Here is a 19,652-nt window from a genome sequence, read left to right as displayed (position 1 = left end):
CCTGGGGACGGGCCTCAGAGGGCGGCCGCGACCTCGGTGCCCTGCTTGATGGCGCGCTTGGCGTCGAGTTCGGCGGCGACGTCGGCACCGCCGATGAGGTGCACGCTGCGGCCGGCGGCACTCAGTTCGTCGTAGAGGTCGCGGCGCGGGTCCTGGCCGGTGCACAGGACGACCGTGTCGACCTCCAGAACCGTGGAGCGGCCGTCGACGGTGACGTGCAGTCCGGCGTCGTCGATCAGGTCGTACTGGACGCCCGGGACCATGGTGACGCCCCTGTGTTTGAGTTCGGTGCGGTGGATCCAGCCCGTGGTCTTGCCGAGACCGGCGCCGACCTTGGTCGCCTTGCGCTGGAGGAGGTGGACGCTGCGCGGCGGCGCGGGCCGCTCGGGTGCGGTGAGGCCGCCGGGTGCCGCGTAGTCCATGTCGACGCCCCAGGCGCGGAAGTACGTCGCCGGGTCCTCGCTCGCCTTGTCGCCGCCGTCGGTGAGGAACTCGGCGACGTCGAAGCCGATGCCGCCCGCGCCGAGGATCGCGACGCGGTCGCCGACGGGGACGCGGTCGCGCAGGACGTCGAGGTAGCCGACGACGCTGGGGTGGTCGACGCCGGGGATGTCGGGGGTGCGCGGGGTGACGCCGGTGGCGACGACGATCTCGTCGTAGTCCGCCAAGTCGCCTGACACCACACGGGTGTTGAGGCGTACGGCCACTCCGTGCCCGTCGAGTTGCGTGCGGAAGTAGCGCAGCGTCTCGTCGAACTCCTGCTTGCCGGGGACCTGTCGGGCGACGTTGAGCTGTCCGCCGATCTCGCTCGCGGCGTCGTACAACGTCACTTGGTGGCCGCGCTCGGCAGCGGAGACCGCGCACGCCAGTCCCGCCGGACCCGCACCGACCACCGCGACGCGTTTGCGCAACCGGGTTGGGGCGAGGACGAGTTCGGTCTCGTGGCAGGCGCGCGGGTTGACCAGGCAGGAGGTGATCTTGCCGCTGAAGGTGTGGTCGAGGCAGGCCTGGTTGCAGCCGATGCAGGTGTTGATGGCGTCGGAACGGTCGGCCGCGGCCTTGGCGACGAAGTCCGGGTCGGCGAGCATCGGGCGGGCCATCGACACCATGTCGGCGTACCCGTCGGCGAGCAACTGCTCCGCCAGTTCAGGGGTGTTGATGCGGTTGGTGGTGACGAGCGGGATCGAGACCGCGCCCATCAGTTTCTTGGTGACCCAGGTGTACGCCCCGCGCGGCACCGAGGTCGCGATGGTCGGGATACGGGCCTCGTGCCAGCCGATGCCGGTGTTGATGATGGTCGCCCCGGCGGCCTCAACCGCCTTGGCGAGACTGATGACTTCGTCGAGCGTCGAGCCGCCCGGCACGAGGTCCAGCATCGACAGCCGGTAGACGATGATGAAGTCCTCGCCGACCGCCTCGCGGACCCGGCGCACGATCTCGACGGGGAAGCGCGTCCGGTTCTCGTAGGAGCCGCCCCAGCGGTCGTCGCGGTGGTTGGTCTGGGCGGCGATGAACTCGTTGATGAGGTAGCCCTCGGAGCCCATGATCTCGACGCCGTCGTATCCGGCCTGCCGGGCGAGGCGGGCCGCGCGGGCGTAGTCCTCGACGGTCTGCTCGACCTCGTCGTCGGTGAGCGCGCGGGGCGGGAACGGGCTGATCGGTGCCTGGACGGCGCTCGGCGCGACGAGGTCCTGGTGGTAGGCGTACCGCCCGAAGTGCAGGATCTGCATCGCGATCCGCCCGCCCTCGCGGTGCACGGCGGCGGTGATCTCGCTGTGCTGCGCGGCCTCGGCGTCGGTGGTCAGCTTGGCGCCGCCCTCGTAGGGCCGGCCGGCCTCGTTGGGCGCGATGCCACCGGTGACGATCAGGCCGACCCCGCCACGCGCGCGTGCCGCGTAGAACTCCGCCATGCGCTCGAAACCGCGCTCGGCTTCCTCCAGGCCTATGTGCATGGAGCCCATGAGGACCCGGTTGGGCAGCGTGGTGAAGCCCAGGTCGAGCGGGTTCAGCAGGTGCGGGTAACGACTCATCGGGGCCTCCGTGCGCGGTGTCGTGCCTCTTTTGTAGAGGACGGGGAGGCCTTTATGCAACTAGTTGCATAATCGGGGATGGGTCATGGGGTGGGTCATGGGGTGGGCCACGGCGAGTCACCCTGCTCCCGATTCACAGGGATTCATTACCGCTTCTTTATCGCCCACCCCGGAGAATCACAGGCAGGCGTGCCGGTGGGATGCCGCGCGCGTGGCCTAGGGAGCGAGCCGTGACGCACGATCCTGAGCACGAAGCCGGCGACAGCGCGGCGGTACCTCCGATGCCCGGCCACGCGCCCGAGTGGGAGGTGCTCACGGGCCCCGGCGGACCTGAACGCGACGGCGGTCTCGACCGGTTGTGGCGGCAGCGGTCGAGGCGTTCCCGGGCGGTGATCGCCGTGGCCACCGTAGGCGTGCTGGCGCTCGGCGGAACGGTCGCCTACGCGGCGACATCAGGGGGTACGGGCAGCGCCGCCGTACCCGCCGCCGCGGGCTCCCCGTCGGGAACACCGTCGCCCGGCGGGCCCGGCTTCCGGCACGGAGGCGGCTTCGGCCTCGGCGGCGCGGCCGTGCACGGCGAGGCAACGGTCAAGGACGACGCCACCGGCAAGTGGGTCGTACGGATCTGGCAGCGCGGAACGGTCACGAAGGTCGACGGCGACCAGGTCACCGTCAAGAGCGACGACGGCACGTCCTGGACCTGGACCGTGGGCGCCGACGCCACCCCCCAGGGCACCGCCGCCCTCAAGAAGGGCGACACGACCTCCCTCACCGGCACCCGCTCCAACACCGGCACCCGCACAGCCGACCGAGCCTTCACAGGCACCTTCGACCACAAGGGCCCCGGTGACGGACGAGGAGGCCCGAACGGCCGAGGCCCCGGCCCCTGGGGACACGGCAACCACGGGCCGAGCGCCATGCCGAGCCCTTCCGGCAGCGACGCCACGACCTAGCCGGCACCCGCACCGCCAACCGGGCCTTCGCGGACACCTTCGACCACAAGGCCCGGGCGAGGGACGAGATGAGCCAGGCGCTCGCGACCCCGGCCCCTGGGGACACGGTGGCCACGCCCCGAGCGCCACGCCCAGCCCGGCCGGCAGCGGCACTACGACCCAACCAGCACGCGCACCACGGACCGGCCCCTCACAGGCACCTAGGACCGCAAGGGCCCAAACACCTCCCCCAGCCCGCCCGACAGCATCCCGGCCCCCGCGCCCAGCCGCCCCTCCGACATTCGCGCGCTACATCCCGACCGCCCCCGCCACCCCGACCCCGATCACAACATTCGCGTACAACTCCTCCGAGTACGCCGACCGCGTCTCCAACCCAGCACGCGTGAACGCCTCGACCGCCGCCGGGAGTTGACGTTCACTCGTCTCGACGAGGAGGCAACCGCCGGGGGCCAGCCAGTCGGGTGCCCCCGTGGCGACCTCGCGGAGTATGGCGAGGCCGTCCGTGCCGCCGTCGAGGGCGACCAGGGGTTCGTGCTCGCGGGCTTCGGCCGGCAGGAGACCGACCTCGCCGGTGGGGACGTACGGCACGTTGGCCGCGAGGATGTCGACGCGGCCACGCAATGCGTCGGGCAGCGCCGTGAAGAGGTCGCCCTCGTGGACCTGGCCGCCGTAGGAAGCGACATTGCGGCGGGCGCAGCACACGGCGGCGGGGTCGATGTCGGCGGCGTGCAGTTCGACCCGGCCGAGCGCTGCGGCGATGGCCGCGCCCACCGCGCCGGAGCCGCAGCACAGGTCCACGACGACGGACGCGTCCGGGGCGTGCGCGAGGGCCTGTTCGACGAGGAACTCGGTGCGGCGGCGGGGCACGAAGACGCCGGGTTCCACGGTGATGCGCAGGCCGCTGAACTCGGCCCAGCCCACGACGTGTTCGAGGGGCAGGCCCGCGACCCGGCGGTCCACCATCGCGGCGAGTTCGTCCGGGGTGCGCGCGGCGGAGAGGATCAGTCGCGCCTCGTCCTCGGCGAAGACACAGCCCGCGGCGCGGAGCGCGGTGACGACGGAGGCGGGGGAAAGAGGGGGCATGAAAGCCGAGAGCCTTTCGGGCGGTAACCGAAGGGTGCTCTCGCGGTCACCTAGCGGCGGTGATCCGCGTTGTCCTGAGGTGAGAGCACCCGACCTGACACAGCGGTAATGGGTCTCACCTCCCCGGAGTTCAGGGCCGCGACCGTCCGCGACCGAGGAGCACAGTACCCCAACCACCGGGCCCGCGAGGGGCCGAGTCCCGCCCTGAGTTGTACTCTGCAACAAGCAGGTGAACGAGGGAGATTCCAGTGCGAGCGGACCGGGCCGTGGAGACCATCCAGCGCGAGATGACGATCTTCGCCCGGCGCGCCCGGGCCTCGGCGGGCCGCCTCCATCCCGAGCTGTCGCTGGTGTCGTACACCCTCCTCAGCCACCTGGAGGAGCAGGGCGGCTGCCGCGCCACCGACCTCGCCGCGCACTACGCCCTCGACAAGTCCACCGTCAGCCGCCAGGTCGCCGCCCTGGAACGCGCCGACCTCATCGAGCGCCGCCCCGACCCCGAGGACCACCGCGTCCAGGCCCTGCACCTCACCCCCGCCGGCCGCCGGATCCTCGCCCAGGTCACCGAGAACCGCCAGGCCGCCTTCCGTGAGCGGCTCGCGGACTGGCCCGAGGAGGACCTGACCCGGTTCGCCGGCTATCTGGAGCGCTACAACGCGTGGCCGGGCGAAACCGAGGACGGCGGCTGAGCTGCCACCGGTCCCTTCGGCTCTACGACACTCCCACGGACCGCGGCTGCGTCAGGTGCTCGGGCGCCCGTGCCGCGAGGAACGCGGTGTTGAGGCGCAGCCGGAAGCCCAGCGACTCATACAGCCGTATGGCGGTGGTGTTGCCCGCGCCGGTGTGCAGAAACGGGGTCTCGCCGCGTTCGCGGATGCCGTGCGCGACGGCCAGGATCAGGCGGCTCGCGAGGCCCTCGCCGCGCGCGGCGGGGTCGGTGCAGACCGCGCTGATCTCGGTCCAGCCGGGCGGGTGGAGGCGCTCGCCGGCCATGGCAACGAGGGCGCCGTTGCGGCGGATGCCCAGGTAGGTGCCGAGTTCGATGGTGCGGGGCAGGAAGGGGCCGGGCTTGGTCCGTTCCACGAGGTCGAGCATCTCGGGGACGTCGGCCGGGCCGAGGACGATCGCCTCCGGCTCCGGTGCGGCGGCCAGCCCGTCGTCCACCATCTGCACGCCGTCGATGTGGAAGGTGATCTCCCAGTCGTCCGGCACCCGGTCCCGGAACCCGAGGAGCGGGATCTCGGCGCCCGGCCCGGACATCGCGGCGACGTCCGCCCAGTCGTCGGCGTCGGGCTCGTCGGGCAGGGCCAGCCACGGGGTCACGTCGACCGGGTAGCGCAGCACCCGTCCGCGCCGCTCGGCGAAGTGGGCGTGCGGGCCGGTGAGGGCGGCGCGGGCCGGGTTGTCGAGGACGCGTTCGTCGGACGTGCTCATACGGCGACCTCGATCACGATCTTGCCGCGGGCGTGACCGGCCTCGACGGTGCTCAGTGCCTCGCCGGCCCGGTCGAGCGGGAAGGTCCGGGTCACGTGCGGGTCCAGTTGGCCCGCGAGTACGAGCTGCACGAGCGCGTCGAGGACGGCGGAGTTGCGGGCGCGTTCGACACGGGCGCCGCCGAGCTTCTCGACCTCGGGGGCGGGCGCCCCGGCGGTGATCAGCTTCGCGGGGTCGGTGAGGAGCGTGGCCGCCTCGGCGAGCACCTCGCCGCCGACGAGGTCGTAGGCACCGTCGACACCGTCCGGCGCGACGGCCCGTACGCGCGCGGCCAGGTCCGGTCCGGAGGGGACGTGGGCCGCGCCCAGCGACTCCACGAAGTCCTTCTTGCCCTCGCTCGCCACGCCCACGGCGCGCAGTCCCAGCGCGCGGGCGATCTGCAGGGCCGCCGAGCCGACGCCGCCGCCCGCGCCGGTGACGAGGATGGTGGCCCCGGCGGGCAGGTCGAGCTGGCGGATGCCGTCGTAGGCGGTCGCCGCGGCGACGGGCAGGGTGGCGGCGTCCGTGAAGGACAGTTCGGCGGGCTTGTGCGCGGTGACCGTGGCGGGCAGCAGCGCGTACTCGGCGTATCCGCCGGCCACGGTGCTGCCGAACACCTCGTCGCCGACAGCGAATCCGTCGACTCCGGCACCGATCTCCCGTACGACTCCGGAGACCTCCTGGCCAAAGACTGCGGGGAACGCGCGTGAGCCGGTCTCGCCGGGCCGCCGGTAGCCGGTGCGCTGCTTCCAGTCGACGGGGTTCACCCCGGCCGCGCGCACCGCGACGAGGACCTCACCCGGACCGGGGCTGGGCCGGTCGACCTCGACGAGTACCTCGGTCTCGGGTCCCCCGTAACGCGTGAAGACGTACGCCTTCGGCATCTGTTCCCTCACTCTCCTTCGCAGTCACCGGATCACCTGTGGTCACGACAACAGCCGCACAGCCGAGGCACGACCACCGTTCTCCGCACTCAAGCCGCATTGAGGACCAAGGTCGACCGCCGGGCGGCTATTCCCCGGCGCACGGAGAGTTCATACGGCCGCAACGATCGCCGGGCACCCTCGGACCTGGGCATACCTCGTGGACGCGTACCGTTGAAGCGAGAAACCACTGATCACGCTCGCCCGGCGGACCCGCGCCGCGGCGGCCTGGAGGCTCCACCCGTATGCACGTCACCCGAGGTTTCACCGGACGCCCCCGCGTCCCCGACGCCGGCCTGCCGCCCGGCCAGTACGACGCGGGCGACGACTGGCCCGTCCTGTCCGCCGAGGTCACCCCCGACCTCGCACCGGCCGACTGGACGTTCCGCGTCGACGGACTCGTGGAGCGGCCGCGCACGTGGAACTGGACGCAGGCGCACGAGCTGCCCTCGTCGGCCTACGAGGGTGACATCCACTGTGTGACGAGCTGGTCGAAGTTCGGGGTGCGGTTCGGGGGCGTCTCGCTGGACGCGTTCTTCGATGTGGTGCGGCCCCATGTGTCCGCCACACATGTGGTCGCGTATTCGCACACCGGGTACACCACGAACCTCCCGCTCGAAGACGTGACCGGCGGCCGGGCCTGGATCGCGTGGGAGTACGACGGCAAGCCGCTGCCCGCCGAGCACGGCGGCCCCGCCCGGCTGCTGGTGCCGCACCTGTACTTCTGGAAGAGCGCCAAGTGGATCGCGGGCCTGCGTCTCCTCGACCACGACGAGCCGGGCTTCTGGGAGCAGAACGGCTATCACGCCCGGGGCAACCCCTGGGAGGAACAGCGGTACTCCGGTGACTGACACCTTCGCACCCGCCACCAGGTTCGCGGTGCCGGGACGCATCGCCGTGAGCAACCGCGCCGCCGCCGTGTGGCAGACCGCCACGCTCACCGAGATTCGCCGGGAGACCCCGCACGCCTCGTCGTTCCGGTTCGCGGTGCCCGGCTGGGCCGGACATCTGCCCGGCCAGCACCTGATGCTGCGGCTGCGCGCCGAGGACGGCTATGTGGCGCAGCGCCACTACTCGATCGCCTCGCACCCGGACGACGCCGGGCATGTGGAACTGACCCTGGACCATGTCGAGGGCGGTGAGGTGTCGGGCTGGTTCCACACGGTGGCCAGGCCCGGTGACGAGGTCGAGGTGCGCGGCCCGCTGAGCGGCTTCTTCGCCTGGCCCGCCGACCGGCCCGCACTGCTGCTGGGTGCCGGTTCCGGGGTCGTACCGCTGATGTCGATGCTCCGGCAGCACCGGGCGCGGGACCTGTCCGTGCCGCTGCGGCTGGTGGTGTCGGCGCGCAGTCCCGAGGAGTTGATCTACGCGCGGGAGTACGGCGCCGAGACCACGGCCGTGTTCACGCGCAGCGCGCCGGAGGGTGTGTCGGTGGGACGTATGGCCGCCGCACATGTGGCGCCCCTCCTGGCCGAGCAGCCCACTGGTGGGTGGGAGGCCTATGTGTGCGGCTCCAACGGCTTCGCCGAGCACGCCTCGCGACTGCTGGTCGAGGCGGGCCAGCCGGTGGACCGCATCCGTATCGAACGGTTCGGCTGAGGCTCGGCCAGGCGACACGCGGCTTCCCGGCCGATCCACTCGGCTCCGGTTGAGAGAAGTACCTCGGAGGGGGTACGACTTCTGTGTGGACGCTCGCATGCGTGCGCGGTGTCGAGGCGGCGGCGGACCGGCCCCACAGAGGGCTTCCGGCCTTACGGTTCCTCGGCTCCGGTGACGGCGAGGAGACCGACATGCGGACCCGGGTACGGAGTCGACGCCGACGGCAGAATCCGTTGCGGCGCCGGTCGGATGTCGTGGAGGCGTGGACGGCGCTGGCCGTCACTCTCCTGCTGTTCGTCGGCGCGCCCCTGGCCGGTGCCGCCGCGGGCCTGTGGGCACATGACCAGGCCCGGACCATCGCCGCGACCCAGCGCGCCGACCGCCATCGCGTCCAGGCGAGGGTGATCGGCAACCCGCCCGCCCAGCTCCCCTCGGTGGAGGGGGACCGCCCGCGCAGCTTCCCGGTGGCGGTGCGCTGGACCGAGCCGGGCAAGGGCGCGCGTACAGCCACGGTCGCGGTCCCGGCGGACACGGGACACGGTGACGTGGTGGCCGTATGGCTCGATGCCAAGGGCCACAGTGTCGCCCCGCCCCCGGGTGAAGTGGCCGTCTGGCAGCACACGGTGACCGTCGGCGTGTGGTCGGCGGCCGGCGTGATCGGCCTGGCCCTTCTCGCACGGGCGGTGACCCGACGGGTCTCCCTGCGACACCGCTTGGCCGAGTGGGAACGGGACTGGGCGCTCACGGAACCGCAGTGGACTCGACGGCGGGCGTGACGAACCGGAAGCGACGGAGGCGGGCGTCATGAACCGGAGGTGACGGAGACGGGCGTCACGTCCGACGGGCCGCGACGGGCGCCGCAGTCGTGGCACACCACCCACGATCACCTCGACCGGCCCGGCACCTCGACAACCGGCTCCGGCTCCGGCTCCGGCAGGACAGTTGAGCCACACCACCGCAACCCGCCCGTGGTCCCGCAGCACATCCCCCAACCCGGCCGGCCCTGGTAGATGTGGTGGGGCGTGTCGATCAGACCCGGGGTGACCAGCCTCCCGGCGACAGAGACGGTCGTGAGCGCCTCGGGCTCGGCTCCTCCCGCACCCACCGCAGTGACCCGACCATCAGCCTGGCGAGTCCTCCGATGTCACACGTACGGTGTGATCATCCGCACTCACACGTCGCAAAGGCGGTCATCGATGGCCCTGTTCGACCTTCCGCTCGACGAACTCCGCGCGTACCGCAGCGATTCCGCCGCGCCCGAGGACTTCGACGCCTTCTGGTCCAAGACCCTCCAGGAGACCCGCGAGCACGATCTGGACGCCCGCTTCGAACCGGTCGACACGGGACTGTCCACGGTGAAGGTGTACGACGTGACGTTCGCCGGGTTCGGCGGTCACCCGGTGAAGGGCTGGTTGCGACTGCCCGCCGACGCGGCCCAACCCCTGCCCCTGGTCGTGGAGTTCGTGGGTTACGGCGGCGGGCGGGGCCTCCCGCACGAGAACCTGCTGTGGGCGTCGACGGGCCGCGCGCACTTCATCATGGACACGCGCGGGCAGGGCAGCGCGTGGGGCGGTGGCGGTGGCACCCCGGACCCGGTGGGCGGCGCGCCCGCGTACCCCGGCTTCATGACCCGGGGCATCGACGCCCCCGAGAACTACTACTACCGCCGGGTGTTCACGGACGGCGTGCGAGCCGTCGAGGCGGCCCGTTCGCACCCCCTGGTCGATCCGACGCGCACGGTGGCCCTCGGCACGAGTCAGGGCGGCGGCATCACCATCGCCGTCGGCGGACTGGTCGGTGACCTGGCCGGGATCGCGCCGGACGTGCCGTTCCTGTGCGACTACCCGCGCGCCGCGACCCTGACGGACCGCGACCCGTACCGGGAGATCGGCAACTACCTCAAGACCCATCGCGGCCGCACCGAGGACGTCCTGCGCACGCTCTCGTACTTCGACGGCGTCCACTTCGCGGCCCGGGGCCGCGCCCCCGCGCTCTTCTCGACCGGCCTGGAGGACCAGACCTGCCCGCCCTCCACGGTGTTCGCCGCGTTCAACGCGTGGGCGCACGAGGACAAGAAGATCGAGGTGTACGACTTCAACGACCATGAGGGCGGCGGCCCTTACCAGGAGGCCGTGAAGCTGGACTGGCTGCGGTCGTACGTCTGAGGGGCGCGGAATGAACACCGGCGAGGCCGCCGAACGATTCGTGCGGGTCTGGGCGCGCGCCTGGGCCGAGCACGACGCGGATGCGCTGCCGGAGCTGTACGCCGAGGACTGCGTCCACCGCTCGATGCCGTTCCGCGAACCGCGCCGGGGGCGGGCCGAGTTGGCCGCCTGCCTCCGGTGGTCGTTCGAGGCCGAGCGGGTGGGCGATGTGCGGTTCTCGACACCCGTCGTCGGTCAACAGGGTGTCGCCGTGGCCGAGTTCAGGGTGCTGACCGAGGAGGACGGCGAGCCGTCCACCCTGGCCGAGACCCGCGACTACTGGCACCCGGAGCCGGGCCACCGGGAGCCGACCGGCACCTTGTTCCTGAACTGAGCGTACGGCGCCTTCCGGTCAGTCCGACCAGTCGGTATGTTCAGAGATCCGGGCCGCGGCGTGGCGGCCCGGATGTCCGGCACACCACGGAGGCCCCATGTCCGAGCACCAGCCAGCCGTCGACGGCCACTGCGACCCCCGCTTCACCGCGGTGCGCACGGCGTTCGAGGAGAACTTCCGGGACCGCGACGAACTGGGCGCCGCGCTGACCGTCACCGTCGGCGGCGAGACCGTCGTCGACCTGTGGGGTGGCTGGGCCGACGAGGCACGGACCCGTGCCTGGGAACGGGACACCGTGGTCAACGTGTGGTCGACGACGAAGGGTCCGGTGGCCCTGTGCGCCCACATCCTCGCCGACCGCGGCCTGCTCGACCTCGACGCCCCGGTGGCCACGTACTGGCCGGAGTTCGCCGCCGCCGGCAAGGAGAACGTCCTCGTACGGCACCTGCTCTCCCACCGCGCCGGACTGGCCGGCCTGCGCGAGCCGCACTCCCTCGCGCAGCTCTACGACTGGGAGTTGACCACCGAGCGGCTCGCGGCGATGGAGCCCTGGTGGGAGCCGGGTACGCAGTCCGGGTACCACGCGCTCACCTACGGCTTCCTCGTCGGTGAAGTGGTGCGCCGTGTCTCGGGGTTGCTGCCGAGCGCCTTCCTGGAGCGCGAGGTCACCGGCCCGCTCGGGATCGACTTCACCATCGGACTGCCGGAGAAGGAGGCCGGCCGGGCGGCCGAACTGGTGCATGCGCCCGCCCCACCGGCGAGTGAACAGGCCGCGGTCTTCAGCCAGTTGGCGCCGGCGGCCATCGCCGCGCTGACCAACCCGGTCGCGGGCGCGGCCGAGGCCAACACCCCGGAGTGGCGCGCCGCGGAGATCCCCGCCGCGAACGGCCACGGCACGGCCCGCGCCGTGGCGGCGCTCTACGGCGTCTTCGCCGGGCGCGGGTCCTACGGCGGCCACCGCGTCCTGTCCCCCGAGGCGGTCGAGCGGGTGCGCGAGGGGCAGGGCCGCTGCCGTGACCTGGTGATCGGCGCCGGCTTCACGCACGAGACGGAGATCGGGCTCGGTCTGTGGCTCAGTGGCCCGAACGGATCGTACGGTCGCAACCCGAAGGCTTTCGGACATGACGGGTTCGGCGGCTCCTTCGGTCTGGCCGACCCGGAGGCGGGGGTGTCGATGGGCTATGTGATGAACCGGATGGGGCGTCATATCGCGGACGACCCGCGGAAGATGGGCCTGATCGACGCCCTGTACGACGCCTTGTGAGGGGTGATCGGCGCGGGTCGGTTTCGGCCTAACTGGCCTGCCGCTCTTCCCTGGTGGTTTAGACCAATGCTAGATCTGGTCGCGCAACGAGCCCGCACGGCTACGAATTGTTACCGGTTCTACCATCAGTCTTGTCACCAACAGGAGGCGCGGCATGGCCCGCACCACCCCCCACGACCACCCGACCGCCGACGACCAGCCCCTCTACGGACGGGTCGCCACCCGACTGCTCGGCGAACTCCACGACGGCACCATCCCGCCCGGTGAACGCCTGCCCGGCGAACGGCAGTTGGCCGAACACTTCCAGGTCAGCCGGGAGACCATAAGACAGGCACTGGAGGTGCTGCGCAGGGACGGCCTGGTCGCCACCGACCGGCGCGGCAGCCACGCCACCCTGACCGGACAGCCCGTCGAGACCCCTTCCTCCCTCACCTTCCCGGTCGGCGCCCGCAGCACGGACCCCACCGGCTTCGACCGGGCCACCGTCGCCTGGGAGACTCCCCCGCCGGACCACGCCGAGGCCCTGGGCATCGCCCCGCACCGGCCGACCCTGGTGCACCGCTACGCGTCCGCCGCGGCCGACGGCAGCGGACTGCGTACGGCCGTCACGTCCTTCTCGGCGGTGGCGCTGGCCGAGGTGGAGGAACTGGCCCGCTACCGCGACCGCGCGGACGGCTCCGCCGCCGCCCAACTCCGGCGCACCTACGACTGGATGCGCCGGGCCGGCCTGACCCTGCACCACCGCGACGCCATCACCCAGGTCGCGAACGCGCCCTCGGTGCGGGTGACCCGCCGCGTGCACGACCAGTACGCGCGCCCGCTGGAGATCACCGACCTGGTGGTGGAGGCCCAACAGGACGCCCTGATATACGAGTTCACGCTGCCCGCCGCAGGCTGACACCAAGGACGTCGGCGCGCGGCGGGTCCCGACCCGCCGCGCGCCCGCCGGACTCAGGCGCTCGTGAGCACGACCAGCCGCTGTGTCGCCCGGGTCATCGCCACATAGTGGTCGACGGCCCCTTCGATGCCCTCGCCGAACTCCTCCGGGTCGAGAAGGACGACCAGGTCGAACTCAAGTCCCTTGGACAGCACGGGAGTCAGCGCCCGGACGCGCGGCCTCGCCCGGAAGATGTCCGCGTCCGTCTCGGCCGTACCGATGACACAGCCGATCCCGTCCGCGTGCTCGGCGAGCCAGGTGTCGAGGACCGACTCCAGGTCGGAGGTGGGTCCGTGGACGACGGGGATGCCGCTGCTGCGGATGGAGGTCGGCACGTTGGCGTCCGGGAGCACGGCGCGGATGACCGGCTCGGCCTCCGTCATGATCTCTTCCGGGGTGCGGTAGTTGACGGTCAGCGACGCCAGGTTGATCCGGTCGAGGCCGATCCGCTTCAGCCGTTCCTGCCACGACTCGGTGAATCCGTGCCGGGCCTGGGCGCGGTCGCCGACGATGGTGAAGCTGCGGGACGGGCAGCGCAGCAGGAGCATCTGCCATTCCGCGTCGGTCAGTTCCTGTGCCTCGTCCACGACGATGTGCGCGAACGGCCCGGCGAGCAGGTCGGGTTCGACGGCGGACACCTGTGCGGCCTCGTCGATCAGGGCGTCCCGTAGATCCTTTCCGTGGAGCATGCCCATCGCGCCCTCGCTCTCGTCGATCTCGACGTTCTGCAGCAGGCTGTCGATGACGTCGGTCCGACGCGCGTGTTCGGCCGCCACGGCGGCGTCCTGCCGGCGCTTGCGGCGCGCGGACTCGGGGTCGCCGAGCCGTTGCCGTGCCGCGTCGAGCAGCGGGAGGTCGGACACCGTCCAGGCCTGGGCGTCCGCGCGCTGCAAGCGCTGGACCTCGTCGCGGCTCAGGGAGGGGGCGCACTTGCGCAGGTAGGCCGGTACCGTCCACAGGTCGCCGACGAGGTCGGCCGCTTCGAGCAGCGGCCAGGCGCGGTTGAAGGCGGTGAGCAGTTCCCGGTTCTGCCGCAGCGACCGCCGGAGCTGCTCGGGCGTGACCTGTCCGTCCTCACCGTCCCGCGGCGAGGCGGTGTCGTCGTGCTTGTCGACCAGGATCGTGAGCAGTTCCTGCCAGACCTGCTCACGTCCCTCGTTGTGCGGGGTGCCGGGTTCGGCCGCCTCGAAGGCGACGGCCCAGTCCTCGGGGCTCAGCCAGATGTCGGACCAGTGGGTGGTGACGTTCATGCCTTTGGTGGGCGGCTCCTCGTAGAACCGGACGGCGGGCTCGATCGCCCGCACCAGCCCCACGGAGGACTTCAGCCGGGCCACCTCCGGGTCGGCCTCCGCGACCGCCGCGGCGCCCTCGGCGACGAGGTCCCGCAGGATGCAGGTCTGCACGCCCTCCTCGCCGAGGCTGGGGAGGACGTCGGCGACGTAGTCCAGATAGGGCCGGTGCGGACCGACGAACAGCACACCGCCCCTGCGGTGCCCGAGGCGCGGGTCGGAGTAGAGGAGGTAGGCGGAACGGTGCAGGGCGACGACGGTCTTGCCGGTGCCGGGGCCGCCGTCGACGACGAGCGCGCCGCGTGATCCCGCGCGGATGATGGCGTCCTGGTCGGCCTGGATGGTGCCGAGCACATCGCGCATCCGGCCCGAGCGGTTGCCTCCGAGGCTGGCGATGAACGCGGACTGGTCGTCGAGCGCGGCGTGCCCGGCGAAGCCGTCCGCGGTGAAGACCTCGTCCCAGTAGTCGCTGATCCGGCCGCGCGTCCAGCGGTACCTGCGGCGGCTCGCCAGCCCCATCGGGTTGGCGTGGGTCGCGCCGAAGAACGGCTCCGCCGCGGGCGAGCGCCAGTCGAGGAGCAGCCGTCGGCCCGTGCTGTCGGTGAGGCCGAGCCGTCCGATGTACACGGGCTCGGAGGTGTCGGTGTCCACCATGTGGCCCAGGCACAGGTCCAGGCCGAAGCGACGCAGGGTGCGCAGCCGTGTGGTGAGCCGGTGGACCTCCGTGTCCCGGTCCATCGCCGCCCGGCCGATGCCGCCCGGTGCCCTGCGCGCGGTGTCGAGGCTCTCGGTCAGTTCCGCGATCGACCGGTCGAGGCTCTCCGCGATCGCCGCGAAGTGCTGCTCGTCGGCGCCGATCAGCGCCGGGTCGGCCTTCGCCGAGAGCCGGTCGGGAAGGTCGAAGGCGCTGGTGGTCAGGGGGTTCACGGCATCAATTCCGATCTGAGGTCGCTCACGGCCCGGCGTGCGGCTGGGCGTGGGGACCGGTGCGTGCGGTTTCTCGTGTGCTCGGTTCTGCCGGTTCACGCGTGCGTGGACCGCCCTTCCCCGCTGACCATGTCGTGGAGCATCTTCGCGGCCACTGTCGTCCCGTCGGTGCGGATCGTGCCGGCCACGGCCCGCGCCCGGTCCCGGATCCCGGGGGCCAGGACGGTGCTGAGCGCGGCCGACAAGGAGTCGCAGGTCGGCGTCGGCCCGTCGTGTGCGACGCCGATGCCCAGCTCGGCCACCCCTGCCGCCCAGTATGGCTGGTCGGCGATCTGCGGCACGACCAGCTGCGGCGCACCGGCCAGTGCGGCGGTCGTCGTGGTGCCCGCGCCGCCGTGGTGCACGACGGCGGCGACCCGCCGGAAGAGCGCCTGCTGGTTGACCTCTCCTACGACGAAGCAGTCGTCCCGGTCGTCGACCGCGGCCAGGCCCGCCCAGCCCCGGGCGAGGAGGACCCGGCGGCCCTGTGCGCGGACGGCCTCGACGGCGACCCGGGCGAAGTCCGGCGAGGTGCGCAGGGCCATGCTGCCGAACCCCACGTACACCGGCTCGTCACCAGCCTCCAGGAAAGTCTCCAGGTCGGCCGGGAGCGGGCGCTCGTCGGGCAGGATCCACGGGCCGGTCACCACGACGTCGAGGTCCGTGTGGTCCTGCCACGGGAACAGCGCCGGGGCCGCCGCCAGCCACGGCCGCTCGGTGAAGACGTAGTCGCGCACGTTCTCGACCGGCGGCAGGCCGAGCTCCGCCCGGTGCCGGTTCTCCGCCTCGCCGTACAGGGCGTTCACACGCTGGGCGTCCTGCTCCCACAGGACCTTGATGTCGGTCTCCCCCGGCGAGGACGCGTGGCCCGGCCGGGAGAGCGGCGGGTACTTCGACGACGGCAGTCCGGCCGTGTGGAAGCAGGCGAGCACATAGCGGATGCCGAGTTTCTCGGCCACCGAACGGGCGCCGGCCGGCATCAGACCGGTGGCCAGCAGCACGTCACAGCCCTCGGCCGCCGCCGTGAGCGTCTCGTAGCGGGCCGCGACCAGCTCGGGCGCGAGCTGGAACGCCCGCTCCGCCGACGGCGGCTTCGCACCGTTCACCACGGACCTCACCGACGGTCCGAGCGGTACCAGCGGCACACCGGCCCGGGCCAGCAGCTCCACAAACTCCTCGTCCGGCGGCGCGCACACCCGTACCTCCGCTCCGAGTTCCAGCAGACGCGACGCGAGTCCCGCGAGCGGTTCGACATCCCCGCGCGATCCCCACGTCGTCAACAACACACGCATTCCGCACTCCCGTTTCCGCAGGTCATGACCTCAGGCCGGACATTCTGCGGCACACCGGGGGCCTTGCCGCAAGCCCCCGGGTGCGCTATAAGTTAAGAAGGGAAGAGGAGTGAGTACGCCTCCCTTCCACCCTCCCGCACAGACCTCGCGAAGTGCGCGGCGAAAAAATCCGCCGCCGATGTCGAGAACCCGCGCCCGGCTCCGTCCCCGAGGTGAACGCGACCACAATGGGTCGCACGAGCACCGAGGAGAACGACCATGGCCAAGTACCTGCTCCTGAAGCACTACCGCGGCGCCCCCGCCGCCGTGAACGACGTCCCCATGGACCAGTGGGCACCCGAGGAGATCACGGCCCACGTCCAGTACATGAACGACTTCGCGGCCCGTCTGGAGAAGACCGGCGAGTTCGTCGACAGCCAGGCGCTCTCCCCCGAGGGGACGTTCGTCCGCTACGACGGTGACGGGCGCCCTCCGGTCACGGACGGCCCGTTCGCCGAGACCAAGGACGTCATCGCCGGCTGGATGGTGATCGACGTCGACACCTACGAGCGTGCCGTGGAGCTGGCCGGTGAGCTGTCGGCCGCCCCCGGGGCCGGTGGCAGGCCGATCCACGAGTGGCTGGAGCTGCGCCCGTTCCTGGGCGTGCACTCCACCACCACGGAGTGCACCTTCAAGTGAACGAGGTCCCGCTGAGGAGCCTCACGCCGAGCGTGCTCGGCATCCTCGTCCGCCGCGGAGCGGACTTCGCGGCGGCCGAGGACGCCGTGCAGGACGCGCTCGTCGAGGCGGTCCGGGTGTGGCCGGACGATCCACCGCGGGACGCGAAGGGCTGGCTGGTCACGGTGGCCTGGCGGCGGTTCCTCGACGCGACGCGGGCGGAGACCGCCCGCCGGAGGCGCGAGGACCTCGTGGACGAGGAGCCGGCTCCCGGGCCCGCGCCCGCCTCGGACGACACGCTCCAGCTCTACTTCCTGTGCGCCCACCCGAAGTTGACGCCGTCGTCGGCGGTCGCGCTCACCCTGCGCGCCGTCGGCGGGCTCACCACGCGGCAGATCGCGCGGGCCTATCTGGTGCCCGAGGCGACGATGGCGCAGCGGATCAGCCGGGCCAAGCGCACCGTCTCCGATGTGCGCTTCGACCAGCCCGGCGATGTCGCGACCGTGCTGCGCGTCCTCTACCTGGTGTTCAACGAGGGCTACTCCGGCGATGTCGACCTCGCCGCCGAGGCGGTCCGGCTCACCCGGCAGCTCGCCACCGCGATCGACCACCCCGAGGTCGCGGGCCTGCTCGCGCTCATGCTGCTGCACCACGCCCGGCGCACCGCCCGGACCGCGCCGGACGGCAGCCTGGTGCCGCTCGCCGAGCAGGACCGCAGCCGGTGGGACACCACGTTGATCGCCGAGGGCGTCACGATCCTCCAAGTCGCCCTCGCCCAGGACCGGTTGGGTGAGTTCCAGGCGCAGGCCGCGATCGCGGCGCTCCACGCGGACGCGCCCGCCGCCGAGGAGACCGACTGGGTGCAGATCGTCGAGTGGTACGACGAACTCGTCGGCCTGACCGACAGCCCGATCGTCCGCCTCAACCGCGCGGTGGCCGTGGGCGAGGCCGACGGCCCGCGCGCCGGCCTGGCCGCGCTGGCGGTACTGGACGACTCCCTCCCCCGGTACACCGCGGTGGCGGCCTACCTCCACGAACGCGAGGGCGACCTGAAGACGGCGGCCCGGCTGTACGCGGAGGCGGCACGCAAAGCCCCCAACCTCGCCGAACGCGACCACTTGACCCGTCAGGCCGCCCGGCTCAACACGGGCCGAAATCGCTGACGGGGCCCGGTCACTCCCACTGGTACTGCAGGTACTTCCCGTCGAGGGTGATGACGACCCGGTCACCGGCGGGGTCGGGCACGCGGCTGACGTCGAGGCGGAAGTTGATGGCGCTCATGATGCCGTCGCCGCACTGCTCGTGGATCAGTTCCTTGATGGTGGGGCCGTAGACCTGGATGACCTCGTAGAGCCGGTAGATCGTCGGGTCCACGGGTACGGCCGCGTCCAACGCGCCCCGGGTCGGCTGGAGTTGGAAGGCGAGGGCGGCGTCCTCACCGAGTTCGAGGAGGGCGGCGGCCGTCGCCGCCTCGTCCTTGGACATGGGGTGCTGACCCAGCAGGGCCGCGGTGGTCCACGCGAGCGGTCGGCCCACGGCCTCCGCCAACTGGGCCCATGTGACACCGGTCTTCACCTTGGCCTGACGGACCGATTCGCCGGCTTCACCCTTGCTGAGCATGCACAACTCCGTTCCCGGACAGCACTCTTGCCCCCACGCGGTTCAGCGTAGGAGATCGCCCGGGCCGCGACAATGGCGTCACCCTGAACCAAGTGCGGCCGTACAACAGACTCCAGGAGTCCGCGGACTCATACTGCGGACATGACCCATATCGACGTACAGCAGATCGAGCGGGCGAACGGCGTCGAGCGCACGCCGGTCGTCTTCGTCCACGGTCTGTGGCTGTTGCCGAGCAGTTGGGACCGCTGGGCGGCGCACTTCGAGCAGGCCGGGTACGCGCCGGTCTCGCTGTCCTGGCCCGACGACCCGGAGACGGTCAAGGAGGCGAACGAGCACCCCGAAGTCATGGCGGGCAAGACGGTCGGCCAAGTCGCCGACCATCTCGCGGAGTTGATCGGCACACTGACCCGCAAGCCGGCGATCGTCGGCCACTCCTTCGGCGGACTCCTCACCCAGATCCTCGCCGGGCGCGGACTCTCCGCCGCGTCCGTGGCGATCGACCCGGCGCCGTTCCGGGGCGTGCTGCCCCTGCCGATCTCCGCGCTGCGCTCCTCCGCCCCCGTCCTCAGCAACCCCGCCAACCGCAATCGCGCGGTCCCCCTCACCTACGACCAGTTCCGCTACGGGTTCGCCAACGCCGTCGGCGAGGAGGAGGCGCGGGAGTTGTACGAGACGTTCGCCGTGCCCGCGCCCGGTGCCCCGCTGTTCCAGGCGGCCACGGCGAACCTCAACCCGTGGACAGAGGCGAAGGTCGACACGGGGAACCCCGACCGCGGCCCGCTCCTGATCATCTCGGGCGAGAAGGACCACACCGTGCCGTGGTCGATCGCCAACGCCTCCTACAAGAAGCAGCAGCACAACAAGAACGTCACCGAGATCACCGAGATCAAGGACCGGGGCCACGCGCTGACCATCGACCACGGCTGGCAGGAGGTCGCGGACACCGCCCTGTCGTTCGTGCGCCGCTATGCCTGAACTCCCGCACGGCCCCCGCCCGGTACCGATGAGCACGCGTACGACGCCGATCT

The 19,652-nt window shown here is 71.8% G+C and carries 19 protein-coding genes; 12 read left to right on the top strand and 7 right to left on the bottom strand.

The window, feature by feature from the left end; translation table 11 throughout:
* Window positions 1–14: 14 nt before the first annotated feature.
* A complete protein-coding gene (locus OG226_RS44240) occupies window positions 15–2,030 on the bottom strand; it encodes an NADPH-dependent 2,4-dienoyl-CoA reductase (RefSeq protein ID WP_329352268.1) in 2,016 nt (671 codons plus the stop codon).
* A gap of 230 nt (window positions 2,031–2,260) precedes the next feature.
* Here OG226_RS44240 and OG226_RS44235 point away from each other — a divergent pair, with 230 nt between their 5' ends.
* Window positions 2,261–2,983, top strand: coding sequence for a hypothetical protein (locus OG226_RS44235; protein WP_329352267.1), 723 nt, complete (start codon window positions 2,261–2,263; stop codon window positions 2,981–2,983).
* Window positions 2,984–3,271: 288 nt separating this feature from the next.
* Here the strand turns inward: OG226_RS44235 and OG226_RS44230 are convergent, their stop codons facing one another.
* Window positions 3,272–4,066 carry a putative protein N(5)-glutamine methyltransferase gene (locus OG226_RS44230; protein WP_328685201.1) on the bottom strand — a complete coding sequence of 265 codons (795 nt, stop codon included), beginning with the start codon at window positions 4,064–4,066 and terminating at the stop codon, window positions 3,272–3,274.
* Between the two features lie 248 nt (window positions 4,067–4,314).
* Here OG226_RS44230 and OG226_RS44225 point away from each other — a divergent pair, with 248 nt between their 5' ends.
* Window positions 4,315–4,755: a MarR family winged helix-turn-helix transcriptional regulator gene (locus tag OG226_RS44225; protein ID WP_328685200.1), complete on the top strand. Its 441-nt coding sequence runs from the start codon at window positions 4,315–4,317 to the stop codon at window positions 4,753–4,755.
* A gap of 22 nt (window positions 4,756–4,777) precedes the next feature.
* On the opposite strand, the gene OG226_RS44220 is transcribed toward OG226_RS44225, so the two are convergent.
* Window positions 4,778–5,500 (bottom strand): GNAT family N-acetyltransferase, encoded by a 723-nt coding sequence (locus OG226_RS44220; protein ID WP_329352266.1) that lies wholly within the window; start codon window positions 5,498–5,500, stop codon window positions 4,778–4,780.
* Window positions 5,497–6,423, bottom strand: a complete 927-nt coding sequence (locus OG226_RS44215) for an NADP-dependent oxidoreductase (protein WP_329352265.1) — start codon at window positions 6,421–6,423, stop codon at window positions 5,497–5,499. Before OG226_RS44215 ends, OG226_RS44220 begins: the two co-directional genes overlap by 4 nt.
* 284 nt (window positions 6,424–6,707) lie before the next feature.
* Here OG226_RS44215 and OG226_RS44210 point away from each other — a divergent pair, with 284 nt between their 5' ends.
* The 7 genes from OG226_RS44210 (at window position 6,708) to OG226_RS44180 (ending at window position 12,761) form a co-directional block, all read left to right on the top strand.
* Complete coding sequence (locus OG226_RS44210) at window positions 6,708–7,313, top strand: sulfite oxidase-like oxidoreductase (RefSeq protein WP_328685197.1); 606 nt, start codon at window positions 6,708–6,710, stop codon at window positions 7,311–7,313.
* Window positions 7,306–8,061, top strand: a complete 756-nt coding sequence (locus OG226_RS44205; protein ID WP_329352264.1) for a ferredoxin reductase — start codon at window positions 7,306–7,308, stop codon at window positions 8,059–8,061. Before OG226_RS44210 ends, OG226_RS44205 begins: the two co-directional genes overlap by 8 nt.
* Window positions 8,062–8,252: 191 nt before the next feature.
* Window positions 8,253–8,837 (top strand): Rv1733c family protein, encoded by a 585-nt coding sequence (locus OG226_RS44200; protein WP_443044967.1) that lies wholly within the window; start codon window positions 8,253–8,255, stop codon window positions 8,835–8,837.
* A 420-nt stretch (window positions 8,838–9,257) separates the two neighbouring features.
* The gene (locus OG226_RS44195) at window positions 9,258–10,226 is read left to right on the top strand and encodes an acetylxylan esterase (protein ID WP_328685194.1); all 969 of its coding nucleotides are present in this window, start codon (window positions 9,258–9,260) and stop codon (window positions 10,224–10,226) included.
* A gap of 10 nt (window positions 10,227–10,236) precedes the next feature.
* Window positions 10,237–10,599, top strand: coding sequence for a YybH family protein (locus OG226_RS44190; protein WP_329352263.1), 363 nt, complete (start codon window positions 10,237–10,239; stop codon window positions 10,597–10,599).
* A 97-nt stretch (window positions 10,600–10,696) separates the two neighbouring features.
* Entirely contained in the window at window positions 10,697–11,863 is a 1,167-nt protein-coding gene (locus OG226_RS44185) for a serine hydrolase domain-containing protein (RefSeq protein WP_329352262.1), read from the top strand.
* Between the two features lie 154 nt (window positions 11,864–12,017).
* Window positions 12,018–12,761: a GntR family transcriptional regulator gene (locus tag OG226_RS44180; RefSeq protein WP_328685191.1), complete on the top strand. Its 744-nt coding sequence runs from the start codon at window positions 12,018–12,020 to the stop codon at window positions 12,759–12,761.
* A gap of 53 nt (window positions 12,762–12,814) precedes the next feature.
* Here OG226_RS44180 and helR read toward each other — a convergent pair whose 3' ends face one another.
* Together helR and OG226_RS44170 are read right to left on the bottom strand one after the other, a co-directional pair.
* Window positions 12,815–15,016 carry an RNA polymerase recycling motor ATPase HelR gene (gene helR / locus OG226_RS44175; protein ID WP_329352261.1) on the bottom strand — a complete coding sequence of 734 codons (2,202 nt, stop codon included), beginning with the start codon at window positions 15,014–15,016 and terminating at the stop codon, window positions 12,815–12,817.
* A 95-nt stretch (window positions 15,017–15,111) separates the two neighbouring features.
* Entirely contained in the window at window positions 15,112–16,347 is a 1,236-nt protein-coding gene (locus OG226_RS44170) for a glycosyltransferase (RefSeq protein ID WP_329352260.1), read from the bottom strand.
* A gap of 258 nt (window positions 16,348–16,605) precedes the next feature.
* Here OG226_RS44170 and OG226_RS44165 point away from each other — a divergent pair, with 258 nt between their 5' ends.
* Together OG226_RS44165 and OG226_RS44160 are read left to right on the top strand one after the other, a co-directional pair.
* Window positions 16,606–17,025: a YciI family protein gene (locus OG226_RS44165; protein ID WP_328685188.1), complete on the top strand. Its 420-nt coding sequence runs from the start codon at window positions 16,606–16,608 to the stop codon at window positions 17,023–17,025.
* Window positions 17,022–18,167, top strand: coding sequence for an RNA polymerase sigma factor (locus tag OG226_RS44160; RefSeq protein WP_328685187.1), 1,146 nt, complete (start codon window positions 17,022–17,024; stop codon window positions 18,165–18,167). The genes OG226_RS44165 and OG226_RS44160 overlap by 4 nt, the downstream gene beginning before the upstream one ends.
* 10 nt (window positions 18,168–18,177) lie before the next feature.
* On the opposite strand, the gene cynS is transcribed toward OG226_RS44160, so the two are convergent.
* Window positions 18,178–18,624 carry a cyanase gene (cynS, locus tag OG226_RS44155; RefSeq protein WP_328685186.1) on the bottom strand — a complete coding sequence of 149 codons (447 nt, stop codon included), beginning with the start codon at window positions 18,622–18,624 and terminating at the stop codon, window positions 18,178–18,180.
* A 141-nt stretch (window positions 18,625–18,765) separates the two neighbouring features.
* Between cynS and OG226_RS44150 the strand changes: the two genes are divergently transcribed.
* Window positions 18,766–19,599, top strand: coding sequence for an alpha/beta hydrolase (locus OG226_RS44150; RefSeq protein ID WP_328685185.1), 834 nt, complete (start codon window positions 18,766–18,768; stop codon window positions 19,597–19,599).
* Window positions 19,600–19,652: the final 53 nt, after the last annotated feature.

The organism is Streptomyces sp. NBC_01261, from assembly GCF_036226385.1.
Lineage (GTDB): Bacteria > Actinomycetota > Actinomycetes > Streptomycetales > Streptomycetaceae > Streptomyces.
The sequence above is the reverse complement of the archived record's forward strand: the minus strand, read 5'-3'. Positions and strand labels throughout refer to the sequence as shown.